The organism is Actinacidiphila acidipaludis, assembly GCF_019890725.1.
GTDB lineage: Bacteria > Actinomycetota > Actinomycetes > Streptomycetales > Streptomycetaceae > Actinacidiphila > Actinacidiphila acidipaludis.
On the sequence record NZ_JAINZZ010000020.1, the window covers coordinates 110708 to 125550 of the forward strand.

At 72.5% G+C, this 14843-nt stretch carries 10 protein-coding genes; 8 read left to right on the forward strand and 2 right to left on the reverse strand.

Translation table 11 applies throughout. From position 1 onward, the window contains the following. Window positions 1–242 precede the first annotated feature (242 nt). On the reverse strand, window positions 243–4037 hold the full coding sequence (locus K7862_RS18035; RefSeq protein ID WP_308012048.1) for an SCO5717 family growth-regulating ATPase: 3795 nt from the start codon (window positions 4035–4037) through the stop codon (window positions 243–245). A gap of 645 nt (window positions 4038–4682) precedes the next feature. Here K7862_RS18035 and rpsO point away from each other — a divergent pair. From rpsO to K7862_RS18060, 5 genes are all read left to right on the forward strand, one after another. Next, window positions 4683–4970, forward strand: a complete 288-nt coding sequence (gene rpsO / locus K7862_RS18040; protein WP_222963646.1) for a 30S ribosomal protein S15 — start codon at window positions 4683–4685, stop codon at window positions 4968–4970. Window positions 4971–5291: 321 nt separating this feature from the next. Beyond that, window positions 5292–7517 carry a polyribonucleotide nucleotidyltransferase gene (locus K7862_RS18045; RefSeq protein ID WP_222963647.1) on the forward strand — a complete coding sequence of 742 codons (2226 nt, stop codon included), beginning with the start codon at window positions 5292–5294 and terminating at the stop codon, window positions 7515–7517. Continuing rightward, a complete protein-coding gene (locus K7862_RS18050) occupies window positions 7514–8905 on the forward strand; it encodes a M16 family metallopeptidase (RefSeq protein WP_222963648.1) in 1392 nt (463 codons plus the stop codon). The genes K7862_RS18045 and K7862_RS18050 overlap by 4 nt, the downstream gene beginning before the upstream one ends. A 90-nt stretch (window positions 8906–8995) precedes the next feature. Next, window positions 8996–9766, forward strand: a complete 771-nt coding sequence (gene dapB / locus K7862_RS18055) for a 4-hydroxy-tetrahydrodipicolinate reductase (protein ID WP_222963649.1) — start codon at window positions 8996–8998, stop codon at window positions 9764–9766. Window positions 9767–9769: 3 nt separating this feature from the next. Continuing rightward, complete coding sequence (locus K7862_RS18060; RefSeq protein WP_222963650.1) at window positions 9770–10210, forward strand: hypothetical protein; 441 nt, start codon at window positions 9770–9772, stop codon at window positions 10208–10210. A gap of 100 nt (window positions 10211–10310) precedes the next feature. Here the strand turns inward: K7862_RS18060 and K7862_RS18065 are convergent, their stop codons facing one another. Then, window positions 10311–10796 carry an SCO5741 family PH domain-containing membrane protein gene (locus K7862_RS18065; RefSeq protein ID WP_262413374.1) on the reverse strand — a complete coding sequence of 162 codons (486 nt, stop codon included), beginning with the start codon at window positions 10794–10796 and terminating at the stop codon, window positions 10311–10313. Between the two features lie 260 nt (window positions 10797–11056). Between K7862_RS18065 and thyX the strand changes: the two genes are divergently transcribed. From thyX to K7862_RS18080, 3 genes are all read left to right on the forward strand, one after another. Continuing rightward, window positions 11057–11791 (forward strand): FAD-dependent thymidylate synthase, encoded by a 735-nt coding sequence (gene thyX / locus K7862_RS18070; protein ID WP_222963670.1) that lies wholly within the window; start codon window positions 11057–11059, stop codon window positions 11789–11791. Window positions 11792–11952: 161 nt separating this feature from the next. Beyond that, window positions 11953–12852 carry a 4-hydroxy-tetrahydrodipicolinate synthase gene (gene dapA, locus K7862_RS18075; protein WP_222963651.1) on the forward strand — a complete coding sequence of 300 codons (900 nt, stop codon included), beginning with the start codon at window positions 11953–11955 and terminating at the stop codon, window positions 12850–12852. 174 nt (window positions 12853–13026) lie between these two features. Then, window positions 13027–14712, forward strand: coding sequence for a ribonuclease J (locus K7862_RS18080; RefSeq protein ID WP_222963652.1), 1686 nt, complete (start codon window positions 13027–13029; stop codon window positions 14710–14712). The last annotated feature ends 131 nt before the right edge of the window (window positions 14713–14843 follow it).

Here is a 14843-nt window from a genome sequence, read left to right on the forward strand (position 1 = left end):
CCCGTCGCTGGACGGTGGACTTCCATCCTCTGCGCCCGGAACCGTTCCGCACGACGGCCCACGGGCGGATTCCGCTTGTGAAGGCGTGCCACCCCGGTCTGACGCGGCGTACGACCGCCGGTGTACGGCTCACCCGAACGGGCCAAGGGCCGCCGCGCGGACGGTGATCCGTGCGACGGCCCTCGGCTCGTCGTTCGCGGCGGCGGGGCCGGCCCGGCTGCGGCGGCCTCCCGCCCCGCCCGCTACTGCTGCTGCGGCGGCTGGGGAGGCGGGAAGCCGTACCCCTGCTGCTGCGGGTCCTCGGGTTGCGCCGGCCAGCCCTGCTGGGCCTGGGGCGCCTGCGGCTGCGAGGACTGCGGCTGGAACTGCGGCGCGGCCGCGCCCTGCGCGCCCGGCTGCCCCGGGCCGTACGGCTGCGGGGCCTGCGGCGGCGCCCCGTACTGGCCGGGCGGGACCTGGCCCGGCGCCGGGGGCGGCGGCACCTGCCCCGGCTGCCCCGGCTGACCCGGGTGCGCCGACTGTCCGGGGTAGGGCTGTCCGGGCTGCTGCCCGTACGGGCCGGGCGCCGGCTGGCCCGGCACCTGCTGCCCAGGCGCTGGATAGCCGCCCGGCTGCCCGGGCTGTCCCGGCTGCTGCGGGGCGGCGGGCACGCCCGGGGCGCCGGGGGCGCCCGCGTACGGACCCGGCGCGCCGCCCGGGTACTGACCCGGCAGCGGCGGCGCCTGCACCGGAGGGGGGTTCAGGCCGTCCTGCGTCCACAGGCCCTGGGCCTGCTGGGCGCGGGTGAAGTCCTCGGCGACCATGGCGGAGAGGTTGAAGTAGGCCTCACGGGTCTTCGGCCGCATCATGTCGAGGTCGACCTCGGCGCCCGCCGCCAGGTGCTCGTCGAACGGGATGACCTGGACGCCGCGGCAGCGGGTCTGGAAGTGGGCCACGATGTCCTCGACCTTGATCATCTTTCCGGTCTCGCGGACCCCCGAGATGACGGTGATGCTGCGGGCGACGAGGTCGGCGTAGCCGTGGGCGGACAGCCAGTCCAGGGTGGTGCTGGCGCTGGAGGCGCCGTCCACCGAGGGCGTGGAGACGATGATGAGCTGGTCGGCGAGGTCCAGGACGCCGCGCATCGCGCTGTAGAGCAGGCCGGTGCCGGAGTCGGTCAGGATGACCGGGTACTGACGGCCCAGGACGTCGATGACGCGGCGGTAGTCCTCGTCGTTGAAGGTGGTCGACACCGCTGGGTCGACGTCGTTGGCGATGATCTCCAGGCCGGACGGGGCCTGCGAGGTGAAGCGGCGGATGTCCATGTAGCTGTTGAGGTACGGGATGGCCTGGACGAGGTCGCGGATCGTCGCGCCGGTCTCGCGGCGTACGCGGCGGCCCAGGGTTCCAGCGTCGGGGTTGGCGTCGATCGCCAGGATCTTGTCCTGCCGCTCGCTGGCCAGGGTGGCGCCCAGAGCAGTGGTCGTGGTCGTCTTGCCCACGCCGCCCTTGAGGCTGATCACCGCGATCCGGTAGCAGGACAGGACCGGCGTGCGGATCAGCTCCAGCTTCCGCTGCCGCTCGGCCTCCTCCTTCTTCGCACCCAGCTTGAACCGCGACGGCTGCGCGTTGGCGCCCGGCTTCTTCGGCTTGGGCTGGTTGCGCAGCAGCCGGTCCGACGACAGCTCGACCGCGGCCGTGTAGCCCAGCGGCGCGCCGCCCTGGGCCGTCCGCTGCCGCTGGTCGGGCGTCACCGTCGGCCAGCCGCCCGCACGCGGGTCGACCGGCGGGGCGTAGCCCTCCGGCTGCGGGGCCTGCTCCTGGCCGGGGTGAGCGGGCTGGCCGGGGTGCCCCGGCTGACCCGGGTACGCGGGCTGCCCCGGATGCGCCGGCTGGCCGGGCTGTCCCGGCGGCGGGAACCCGTAGCCGCCTTGCGCGGGCAGCGGCTGCAGCGGGCCGGGCTCGGCCTGCGGCTGCGCGGTCTGCGGGAAGCCGTAGCCGCTCTGCGGGCCGGGAGCGTCCGGACTCACGGGCGCACCGGCGGGACCGGGGAGCTGCGGGTGCTGGGCGGCCGGCGGTACGGCCGGCGGGGCCTGCGGCGTCTGCTGTGCGGGAATGCCGGTGGGCGGCACCGGGGTCGGTCCCTGCGGTGCCGCCGGACCGGCGGGCGGGAAGTCCTGGCCGGTGGGGGCGGGCAGCCGGTCGCCGCCGGACTGCGGCGGCACGGACGGCTGGCCCGGCAGTCCCGGCTGGCCCGGCTGGCCCGGCTGAGCGGGCTGTCCGGGTGTGGCCGGCGGCGGGAAGGCGTAGCCGCCCTGCGCGGGCACACTGCCCTGCAGCCCGGGCGCGGCCGGCGGCGGGAAGGCGTACCCCGCTTGCTCGGGCAGCAACTGCCCAGCCGACTGCGGCGGTTCGGGGGTGGCGGGAGCCGGCGGCTGCGCACCGAAGGGAGGCTGGCCCGGCTGCCCGGGCTGTCCCGGCGGCGGGAAGCCGTACCCGCTCGGCGCGGGCGCGCTGTCCTGGGGCTCGGGTGCGGCGGGTTGCTGGGGGAAGCCGTACGCGCTGTGCGCGGGCGCGCTGTCCTGGGGCTCGGGTGCGGCGGGGGGCGGGAAGCCGTAGCCGGTCGGCCTGGGGGTGCTGTCCTGCGGCCCGTCGGCGGCCGGGCGCGGGAAGCCGTAGCCGTCCTGGCCGGAGCCGGGCTGCGCAGTGACGGGCGGGGTGACCGGCGGCGCGGGCTGCGGCGGTTCGGGTGCGGCGGGCGTGGCGGGCGGCGGGAAGCCGTAACCCGCGGGGGCCAGGGGCCGGCCGGTCGGCGGCGGGAAGTCCAGTCCCTGACCGGCGCCGGGCGCGGGCGGGTTGGGCCCACCGGGGTGCGGCGGGGCCAGCGGCTCGGCGGGCGGCGGCGGGTACGCGGGTCCGCTCTGCGGCGCCGGCGGGTTGGGGCCGCCCGGGTGCAGGGGAACCTGGCCCGCGGCCGGTGCCGGAGGATACGGGTGGCCGCTCGGGGCGGGCGGGTTCGGACCACCCGGGTGCGGCGGGACGTCGGCGCGCTGGTAGCCCTGCGGCAGCGGCGGCATCGGGTTCTGCGCGGGCGCGGGCGGGGCCCACGGGTGACCGCCGGGCGGCTGCGGCAGCGGCGTCCACACCGGGGCGCGCTTGGCCGGCTTCTCGTCCTCCGGCCCGGACTCGTCGGCCGCGGGCTTCGCGTCCTCCACCTTGTCCGCCTTCTCGGCCGCGTCGGCCTTCTCCGTCGTCCCGGACCTCCCGCCCGTGCCGGACGCCTCGTCCGCGGCGGCCGTGGGAGCTGAACCGGCTGAACCCGCTGAACCGGCTGAACCGGCTGAGCCAGTGGTGCTCGACGTGCCGGACGGGCTCGCCGTCCCGAAGTCCCGTGACGGCTCGGGCAGTTTCTCGCCCGCGCGCTCCTCGATCTCGCGTCGCAGAGCGGCGGCGGAGAACCGCACGGTGGCGTCCGGCCGTGCCGCGGCCCGCGGTTCACCGGACGGCGGCTCGTCGGGCGAACCCGGTCCGTCCGCGGCGTCCCGGCCGCTCTCCGCGTCCGTGTCCGGCTCGGCGGACCCGGGCCGCGGGAGGGAGGGCACCGCGGACGCCGACCACGACGGCGCGTCCGGGACCGGTGCGAGCCGCGACGGTCGCTCGTCGTCGCCGGCCGCGCTCTCCCCGTCCCCGGAAACAGGGGACTTGGGCTGCGGAATCAGCGGGACGGACGCCGCGGACCACGAACTGGGCGACGTCGAACCGCCGCCGCTCACCGGCCCCGCCGCGGCCCTGGTGGACCCTTCGGAGTCCGCGGACCCCGTGGACCCGGCGGAATCCGCCGAGTTCGAAGAGCCGGCCCCCGCGGGGGCGTCCGGCTCCGGCTCCTCCCGCTCCTCCTCGACGTCGTCCTCCTCGCGGTCGGAACCGCTGCTGGAATCCTGCATGTACCAGGCGGGGAGTCGCGGCCCCAGGCTGAACTCGCCGGTGTAGTCGGACTCCGACGCGTCGTCGACAGGGGCGGGCCCGCCCACGCGGTTCTCGTCCCGATCGCTGTTCACAATGCCTCCTGGTCACTCGCGGCGGACCGTCCGGTGGCGTCTCTTCCCCTGCACCCCATGGCCGATTCCGCCTCCCCGTTCAGGGCAAGACTAATCGCCGGTAGGTACCCGGTGTCAGGCCCGTCTCCCCGGCGCAGCGCCCTCTGCACCTTGCCCGTACCCGCCTCCTGGCCTCCTCACCGCCCGACTTCCGTTCCTGCCGACGGGCGTTGCCCATCTCCCGCCCGTGCGCGGCCAGTTCGGCGCCCGGTCTCCGGTCCCGTCCTTCACGCTGTCGCTGACGCCGCTCCCCGCGGTTCCCGGCGGGTGAATCCGGCGGCCGCCCGAGGTGATCACGGAGCACGGTGAGAGAGGGGAGCACGGGGAGGACGGAAGAGCGGGGGAGCACGGTGAGAGAGGGGGAGCACGCGAGAAGGGGGAGAATGAGGAGGCGCGGAAACAGGGAGAGCGGCGCCCCGGGCAGTCCCGGCGCCCGCCCCCGTCGAGCCCGGTCCGGGCCCTCGTGACCCGCGGGTAAGGACGTCGCCACAGGCTGGTACTCTGGGTGACGGTCACTCGTGACCTTGAGCCTTTCGAGTCACCTGAGATTCCCCCGCGATGAAGACCGGGGGCGCTCGGAGGCCCCTGACACCCTGAGGAGTCCGTATGTCGCTCGACGTCGAGACGAAGAAGCAGATCATCGCCGAGTTCGGCACCAAGGAGGGCGACACCGGCTCCCCCGAGGTCCAGGTCGCGCTTCTGTCGCGCCGGATCTCGGACCTGACCGAGCACCTCAAGATCCACAAGCACGACCACCACAGCCGTCGTGGTCTGCTGATCCTGGTCGGCCAGCGCCGCCGTCTGCTGCAGTACCTGGCCAAGAAGGACATCACGCGTTTCCGTGAGCTCCGTGAGCGCCTCGGCATCCGTGCCGGTGCGGCGGGCGTTCGCTAGGACGCTTGAGGGGAGCGGTGCCCGTCTCGACGGGACCGCTCCCTTTCGCATATGCACCGAAAAGTCCAGGGCTGTGGATATCCGGCGACGGACTGTGCACAGGACGTGCGGGATCCAGCCGTCGTCTGGTGCAATGGTGCTGTTGACAACGAATGAGGAGGAGCGTCCTCCTATCCGCCGCATACGCCGGTCCTCGGTAGTGGCCTCCGGGTGGTTCACCCCCGGTGGCTTCGATCGAAGACCGGCACCGGCAGGACGCCCCTCCACCGATGGCCCGCCAGGGAAAACGCCCTGCGGGCAAAGACGAGGAGAATCCCCATAGTGGAGAACGAGACCCACTACGCCGAAGCCGTGATCGACAACGGGACCTTCGGCACCCGCACCATCCGCTTCGAGACGGGCCGTCTGGCCCGCCAGGCCGCCGGCTCCGCCGTCGCCTACCTGGACGACGACACCATGGTGCTGTCGGCCACCAGCGCCTCGAAGCAGCCCAAGGAGCACTTCGACTTCTTCCCCCTCACGGTGGACGTCGAGGAGCGCATGTACGCGGCCGGCCGGATCCCCGGCTCCTTCTTCCGCCGCGAGGGCCGCCCCTCCGAGGACGCCATCCTCACCTGCCGTCTGATCGACCGCCCGCTGCGCCCGTCCTTCGTCAAGGGCCTGCGCAACGAGATCCAGATCGTCGCCACGGTGATGGCCCTCAACCCCGACCACCTGTACGACGTGGTCGCCATCAACGCCGCCTCCTGCTCCACGCAGCTGGCCGGCCTGCCCTTCTCCGGCCCGATCGGCGGCGTCCGCGTCGCGCTGATCAAGGGCCAGTGGGTGGCCTTCCCGACGCACACCGAGCTCGAGGACGCCGTCTTCGACATGGTCGTCGCGGGCCGCGTGCTCGAGGACGGCGACGTCGCGATCATGATGGTCGAGGCCGAGGCCACCGACAAGACGATCAAGCTCGTCGAGGGCGGCGCCGAGGCGCCGACCGAGGAGGTCGTCGCGGCCGGCCTGGAGGCAGCCAAGCCGTTCATCAAGGTGCTGTGCAAGGCGCAGTCCGAGCTCGCCGGCAAGGCCGCCAAGCCGACCGCCGAGTTCCCGATCTTCCTGGAGTACCAGGAGGACGTCTTCGAGGCCCTGCAGGCCGCCGTCACCGACGAGCTGGCGCAGGCGCTGACCATCGCGGGCAAGCAGGCCCGCGAGGCCGAGCTGGACCGGGTCAAGGACCTGGCCGCCGAGAAGCTGCTGCCGCAGTTCGAGGGCCGCGAGAAGGAGATCTCCGCGGCCTACCGCGCGCTGACCAAGAAGCTGGTCCGCCAGCGCGTCATCCGCGACAAGGTCCGCATCGACGGCCGCGGTGTCACCGACATCCGCACGCTGGCCGCCGAGGTCGAGGCGATCCCGCGGGTGCACGGCTCGGCGCTGTTCGAGCGCGGTGAGACCCAGATCCTGGGCGTCACCACCCTCAACATGCTCCGGATGGAGCAGCAGCTCGACACGCTGTCGCCCGAGACGCGCAAGCGCTACATGCACAACTACAACTTCCCGCCGTACTCCGTCGGCGAGACCGGCCGCGTGGGTTCGCCCAAGCGCCGTGAGATCGGCCACGGCGCCCTCGCCGAGCGCGCCCTGATCCCGGTCCTGCCGACCCGCGAGGAGTTCCCCTACGCGATCCGCCAGGTCTCCGAGGCGCTGGGCTCCAACGGCTCCACGTCGATGGGCTCGGTCTGCGCCTCCACCATGTCGCTGCTGAACGCCGGTGTGCCGCTCAAGGCCCCGGTCGCCGGTATCGCCATGGGCCTGATCTCCCAGGAGATCGAGGGCGAGACGCACTACGTGGCGCTGACCGACATCCTCGGTGCCGAGGACGCCTTCGGCGACATGGACTTCAAGGTCGCCGGCACGAAGAACTTCGTGACCGCCCTCCAGCTCGACACCAAGCTGGACGGCATCCCGGCGTCGGTGCTCGCCGCGGCCCTCAAGCAGGCCCGCGACGCCCGCCTGCACATCCTCGACGTGATGATGGAGGCCATCGACTCCCCGGACGAGATGTCCCCGAACGCGCCGCGGATCATCAGCATCAAGATCCCGGTGGACAAGATCGGCGAGGTCATCGGCCCCAAGGGCAAGATGATCAACCAGATCCAGGAGGACACCGGCGCCGACATCTCCATCGAGGACGACGGCACGGTCCTGATCGGCGCCACCGAGGGCTCCCAGGCCGAGGCGGCCCGCGCCGTGATCAACCAGATCGCCAACCCGACGATGCCCGAGGTCGGCGAGCGGTACCTGGGCACGGTCGTGAAGACCACCACCTTCGGCGCCTTCGTGTCGCTGATGCCCGGCAAGGACGGTCTGCTGCACATCTCGCAGATCCGCAAGCTCGCCGGCGGCAAGCGCGTGGAGAACGTCGAGGACGTGCTCGGCGTCGGCGCCAAGGTGCAGGTCGAGATCGCCGAGATCGACCAGCGCGGCAAGCTCTCCCTGATCCCGGTCATCGAGGGCGAGGACGACGCGACGGACGGCGACGCGAAGGACGAGTCGGCCAAGTGACGACCCGCTCCACCGCCGTGACGGCCCGCCCCTCCACCAAGGGGCGGGCCGTCCGCACGCGGGCCACCAGGACGCGCACCCTCCTGCCGGGGACCGACGGCACCGGCACCGTCCGCCGCAGCGTGCTGCCGGGCGGCCTGCGCGTGGTCACCGAGACGCTGCCCACCGTGCGCTCCGCCACCTTCGGCATCTGGGCCGCCGTCGGCTCCCGGGACGAGACCCCGGTGCTCAGCGGCGCCACCCACTACCTGGAGCACCTGCTCTTCAAGGGCACCCAGCGGCGCACCGCGCTGGACATCTCCGCCGCCGTCGACGCGGTCGGCGGCGAGATGAACGCGTTCACCGCCAAGGAGTACACCTGCTACTACGCGCGGGTGCTCGACACCGACCTGCCGCTGGCCATCGACGTGGTCAGCGACATGCTCACCGGGTCGCTGATCCGGCAGGAGGACCTCGACGCCGAGCGCGGCGTGGTCCTCGAAGAGATCGCCATGACCGAGGACGACCCCGGCGACCAGGTCCATGACCTGTTCACCACGGCGCTGCTCGGCGACTCGCCGCTGGGCCGGCCGGTCCTCGGCACCGTCGAGACCATCAACGCCCTCACCCGCGACCAGGTCGCGCGTTTCTACCGCAAGCACTACGACCCGACGCGGCTGGTCGTGGCGGCCGCCGGCAACATCGACCACGCGAGCGTCGTGCGGCAGGTCCGGCGGGCCTTCGAGCGTGCCGGGGCGCTGGGTGACACCGAGGCCCTGCCGCAGCCGCCGCGCGGCGGCACCCGCAGCCTGCGGGCCGCCGGCAACGTCGAGATCCTCGACCGGCGCACCGAGCAGGCGCACGTCGTCCTCGGCATGCCCGGCCTGTCCCGCAACGACGACCGGCGCTGGGCGCTCAGCGTGCTCAACGCGGCCCTCGGCGGCGGGATGAGCTCGCGGCTGTTCCAGGAGGTGCGCGAGAAGCGCGGCCTGGCGTACAGCGTGTACTCGTACACCTCGTCGTACTCCGACTGCGGCATGTTCGGCGTGTACGCGGGATGCCAGCCGCGGCGGGTGCCCGAGGTGCTCAAGATCTGCCGCGACGAACTGCAGCAGGTCGCCGAGCACGGGCTGGAGGACGACGAACTGCGGCGCGCCATCGGCCAGTTGTCGGGGTCCACGGTTCTCGGTCTGGAGGACACCGGCGCGCTGATGAACCGCATCGGCAAGAGCGAGCTGTGCTGGGGCGAGCAGCTGTCCGTGGACGACCTGCTCGCCAGGATCGCCGCGGTCACCCCGGACGAGGTGCGCGCGGTCGCCCGCGATGTACTGGGACAGCGTCCCTCGCTGGCCGTCATAGGGCCGGTGAAGGACAAGCAGGCGGCGCGCCTCCACGAGGCCATCGCCTGACCCGCCGGCCCGGCCGGCGGCCCCCGTGGCCGCCCGCCGGGCCCGCCACCCCGCAGCGTGTACCGGACGAGACCTAAGGACCACGAAACGATGAGCAAGCTCCGTGTGGCCGTCATCGGCGCCCACGGCCGGATCGGCTCCGAGGCGGTCCGCGCCGTCGAGGCCGCGGACGACCTCGACCTGGTGGCCGCGCTCGGCCGCGGCGACCGGCTGGACGCGCTGACCGAGGCCGGCGTCCAGGTCGCCGTCGACCTGACGCACCCCGACGCCGTCATGGGCAACCTGGAGTTCGCCGTCGGCCACGGCATCCACGCGGTGATCGGCACCACCGGCTGGACCCCGGAGCGGCTCGCGACCCTGGAGGGCTGGCTGGCCGCCTCCCCGGGCACCGGCGCGCTGGTGGCCCCGAACTTCTCCATCGGCGCCGTGCTGACCATGCAGTTCGCCCAGCAGGCGGCCCGCTGGTTCGAGTCCGTCGAGGTCATCGAGCTGCACCACGACAACAAGGCCGACGCGCCCAGCGGCACCGCCACCCGCACCGCGCAACTCATCGCGGCCGCCCGCGAGCAGGCGGGGCGCCCGCCGCAGCACGACCCCACCACGCACGGTCTGGAGGGCGCCCGCGGCGCCGCCGTCGACGGGGTGCCGGTGCACTCCGTGCGCCTGCGCGGCCTGCTGGCCCACCAGGAGGTGCTGTTCGGCGGCACCGGCGAGACGCTCACCATCCGGCACGACTCGCTGCACCACAGCAGCTTCATGCCGGGCATCCTGCTCGCCGTCCGCACCGTGCCCACCGTGCCGGGCCTCACCTTCGGCCTGGAGCACTTCCTGACCGGCACCGACGGTCTGCGGGGAGCCTGACCGATGCGCGCCCGCCTCACGTACGCCGTGTCCGCCCTCGCCCTGCTGTTCTACTTCGTGCTGGTCGGGGACCGCGGGGTGCTGCTCATCGCCGACGGCCGCCCGGTCACCGTGGCCTTCGGCATCGCGGTGCTGGTGCTGCCGCTCATCGGCGCCTGGTTCCTCTGGCACACCACCCAGTTCGCCCGGCACGCGGGCCGGCTGAGCCGGGAGCTGGAGGCCGAGGGCGGCCTGCCGGTGGACGAGCTGGAGCGCACGCCCAGCGGCCGGATCGACCGCGCGTCGGCCGACGCCGTGTTCGCCCGGCGCAAGGCCGAGACGGAGGCCGCACCCGAGGACTGGCGGAACTGGTTCCGGCTGGCCATCGCGTACTTCGACGCCCGCGACACGCCGCGGGCACGCAAGGCCATGCAGCGCGCGATCGCCCTGCACGACGGCAAGTAGCGGGGGGTGGGCGGCGGGCCGCCCGGGCGCGGTGGGCGCCGCCCGTTCCCGGCGCGGTCCTACGCCGTGGGGCCGGTCCGCAGCGCCGGCCCCGGGACGGTCAGCCGAGCTCGGCGGCCCATCCCTCGATGGCGTCGGCCGCGATGTCGAAGGCCTCGACCCGGCCGAGGAAGTCCGCGTTGTGGTCGGTGACCAGCGTCCGCAGCGGGTCGCCGCCGCGGCGGACGATCACCAGCGCCTGGCCCTGCACGGTCCTGGGCATGCCCAGCACCTTCACCGGCTGCTGGGCCGTGCGCACACCGGCGACCTGGCGCCACGGCAGCGTCACCGTGCTGAAGAAGGTGACCTGACGCAGCCCCTTGCGGCTCAGCCACACCCCCACCCGCAGCAGGCGCAGCGTGGCGACGATGACCAGCACGGCCAGGCCCAGGCACAGCCCGGCGCCCTGCACGCTGGTGGCCGCGACCATGATCAGCGCGGCGAACATCAGGTACGACGCGAGCATGAGCGCCAGGGCGGCGATGCCGACGCGCCAGGGACCCGGGCGATAGGGCCGCATCCAGCGTTCCTGAGCGGCGTGCGGCAGCGGACGGCCGCCGGACGCGTACTCGTCGTGCTCGTCGGGCTCGTCGTGCTGCAGCGCGGTGGTGGATCGGTAGGACTGGGACACGCGGAGAATCCTCTTCCGGTTCCGGCAGGGGAGGGGCTCTGACGGGTGAGGCTAGCCGTCGCGGGCACGTCGGCCAACCTCCGGGGTCGGTCCGGCGCGTGCGGATCCCCTGTCGGACCCACCCTCTAGGCTGGGGCGCATCCCAACAGCAGGAAGGACCTCCGGTGTCGACCGATCTGCCCACCGGGACCGCCGTCCCCGTCCGGTTCCGCGACGACGTCAGCGTCGAACTCGTCAAGCACAGCGCCTCGGACTCCGACGTGCTCTGGGCGGCCCGGGTCTCGACGGCCGGCGAGCAGTCGCTCGAGGAGATGGCGAAGGACCCCGAGCGCTCCAAGGGACTGATCAACTTCCTGATGCGGGACCGCCACGGCAGCCCCTTCGAGCACAACTCGATGACCTTCTTCGTCAGCGCCCCGATCTTCGTGTTCCGCGAGTTCATGCGGCACCGGGTCGGCTGGTCGTACAACGAGGAGTCCGGCCGGTACCGCGAGCTGCAGCCGGTCTTCTACGTTCCGTCCGTGGACCGCAAGCTGGTCCAGCAGGGCCGTCCGGGCAAGTACGAGTTCGTGCACGGCACGCCCGAGCAGCACAAGGCCGCGGTCGCCGCGATGGAGGAGTCGTACGCCCAGTCCTACGCCGCGTACCAGGACATGCTGGCGGCCGGGGTGGCGCGCGAGGTGGCCCGGGCCACCCTCCCGGTGGGCCTGTACTCGTCGATGTACGCGACCTGCAACGCCCGGTCGCTGATGCATTTCCTGGGTCTGCGCACCCAGCACGAACTGGCGAAGGTGGCCTCCTTCCCGCAGCGGGAGATCGAGATGGTCGGCGAGAAGATGGAGGCGCTCTGGACGCAGCTGATGCCCCTCACGCACGCCGCCTTCAACGCGAACGGCCGAGTGGCCCCCTGAGAAATGTCCGAAGTGTTCGGATTGCAGGCATTCGTGAAGTTCATCTAGGCTGCAGAAACGGACTCCGGCGTTGCTTGAACCCCCGAGCAGGCAGCGCCGGAGTCCTTCCCCGCAGGTCCCGCGGCTGCGTCCGTGCACACACACCCAGTACCGTGGGAGCCATGGCTCCGACCTCCACCCCCAAGGCCCCCTTCGGGCGGGTTCTGACCGCAATGGTCACGCCGTTCACCGCGGACGGCGCGCTCGACCTCGACGGCGCCCAGCGTCTCGCCGCCCACCTCGTGGACGCGGGCAACGACGGCCTGGTCGTCAACGGCACCACCGGGGAGTCGCCCACCACGAGCGACCAGGAGAAAGCCCAGCTGGTGCGTGCCGTGGCCGAGGCGGTCGGCGACCGTGCCCACGTCGTCGCCGGGGTCGGCACCAACGACACCGCGCACAGCGTCGAGCTGGCCCGCCAGGCGGAGAACGCCGGCGCGCACGGCCTGCTCACGGTCACGCCGTACTACAGCAAGCCCCCGCAGGAGGGCCTGTACCGGCACTTCACCGCCATCGCCGACGCCACCGGCCTGCCGGTGATGCTCTACGACATCCCGGGCCGCAGCGGCGTCCCCGTCGACACCGAGACCATCGTCCGGCTCGCCGAGCACCCCCGGATCGTCGCCAACAAGGACGCCAAGGGCGACCTCGGCGCCGCCTCCTGGGCGCTGAGCCGCAGCGGCCTCGCCTGGTACTCCGGCGACGACATGCTCAACCTGCCGCTGCTGTCCCTCGGCGCCACCGGCTTCGTCTCGGTCGTCGCCCACCTCGTCACCCCCGAGCTGCGCGCCATGCTCGAGGCCTTCACCGGCGGTGACGTCACCAAGGCCGCCGAGATCCACCAGCGGCTCCTCCCGGTCTTCACCGGGATGTTCCGCGCCCAGGGCGTCGTCACGACGAAGACCGCCCTCGCGCTGCGCGGACTGCCCGCGGGACCGCTGCGGCTGCCCCTGGTGGGGCTCACCGACGCCGAGACCGAACAGCTCAGGAAGGATCTCGCCGCAGGCGGGGTACACCTCTGAACACACAGACTTCACAACTGAATACCGCTGATCACCGCATCCGAAGAGAGCGCCGGCCCGCGGCGACGCGCGTGGATTCCGATCCGCCGCCCGCGAGCCCGCGCACGAGAACGATGCCCGCGCACCCGACAGCCCCGGAGGGGCCGTGCGGCGTGCGCGGGTGAGGAGAACCTTTTGAGCCATCCGCACCCTGAACTCGGCCCCCCGCCGGCTCTCGCCGAGGGCGGCCTGCGCATCACCCCGCTCGGCGGCCTCGGAGAGATCGGCCGCAACATGACCGTCTTCGAATTCGGCGGGAAGCTGCTGATCGTCGACTGCGGCGTCCTCTTCCCCGAAGAGGAGCAGCCCGGCGTCGACCTGATCCTCCCGGACTTCAGTTCCATCCGGGACCGCCTCGACGACGTGGTGGGCATCATCCTCACCCACGGCCACGAGGACCACATCGGCGCCGTGCCCTTCCTTCTCCGCGAGAAGGAGGACATCCCGCTGATCGGCTCCAAGCTGACCCTCGCGCTCATCGAGGCCAAGCTCCAGGAGCACCGGATCAGGCCGTACGCCCTCGAGGTCAAGGAAGGCGACCGGGAACGCATCGGTCCCTTCGACTGTGAGTTCGTCGCGGTCAACCACTCCATCCCCGACGCGCTGGCCGTCGCCATCCGCACGCCGGCCGGCATGGTCGTCGTCACCGGCGACTTCAAGATGGACCAGCTCCCGCTCGACGGGCGGCTCACCGACCTGCCGGCCTTCGCCCGGCTCGGCGAGGAGGGCATCGACCTCCTGCTGTCGGACTCGACCAACGCCGAGGTCCCCGGGTTCGTGCCGCCGGAGCGGGACATCTCCCAGGTGCTCCGGCAGACCTTCGACCGCGCGGACAAGCGCATCATCGTGGCAAGCTTCGCCAGCCATGTGCACCGCATCCAGCAGGTCCTCGACGCCGCCCACGAACACCGCCGCAAGGTGGCCTTCGTCGGCCGCTCGATGGTCAGGAACATGGGCATCGCCCGCGACCTGGGCTACCTCAAGGTGCCCGGCGACCTGATCGTCGACGTCAAGGTCCTCGACGACCTGCCGGACGAGAAGGTCGTGCTCGTCTGTACCGGCTCGCAGGGCGAGCCCATGGCCGCCCTGTCCCGGATGGCCAACCGCGACCACCAGATCCGCATCGTCGAGGGCGACACCGTCATCCTCGCGTCGTCGCTGATCCCGGGGAACGAGAACGCGGTGTACCGCGTGATCAACGGGCTCACCCGCTGGGGAGCCAATGTCGTGCACAAGGGCAATGCCCGGGTGCACGTCTCGGGCCACGCGTCCGCGGGCGAGCTGCTCTACTTCTACAACATCTGCAAGCCGCGCAATCTGATGCCGATCCACGGCGAGTGGCGGCACCTGCGGGCCAATGCCGAACTCGGCCAGCTCACCGGAATTCCCAAGGAGCGCTGCGTCATCGCGGAAGACGGTGTCGCCGTCGACCTGGTGAACGGTGTGGCCAAGATCGCCGGCAAGGTGCACGCCGGTTACGTGTACGTCGACGGCCTCTCGGTCGGCGACATCACCGAGTCGTCCCTGAAGGACCGTCGGATTCTCGGCGAGGAGGGCATCGTCTCGGTCTTCGTCGTGGTCGACAGCACCACGGGCAAGCTCGTGGGCGGACCGAACATTCACGCCCGCGGTTCGGGGATCGACGACGAGGCGTTCGCCGCGGTCATCCCCAAGATCGAGGAAGGGCTTTCCCGTTCGGCGTCCGACGGCGTGCTGGAGCCCCGTCAGATCCAGCAGCTCATCCGCCGGTCGGTCGGCAAGTGGGTCTCCGACACCTACCGCCGGCGCCCGATGATCCTGCCGGTCGTGGTCGAGGTCTGACGTACCGTCAAGACACAGCCAGGGAGCGGGCCGCCGGATTTGCATCCGGCGGCCCGCTCCAGTACGTTGGCACAACCGCCTCGACGAGACAGCGGAAACGCGCGTCTCGCGGTCCTGGACCGAAAAGAGGT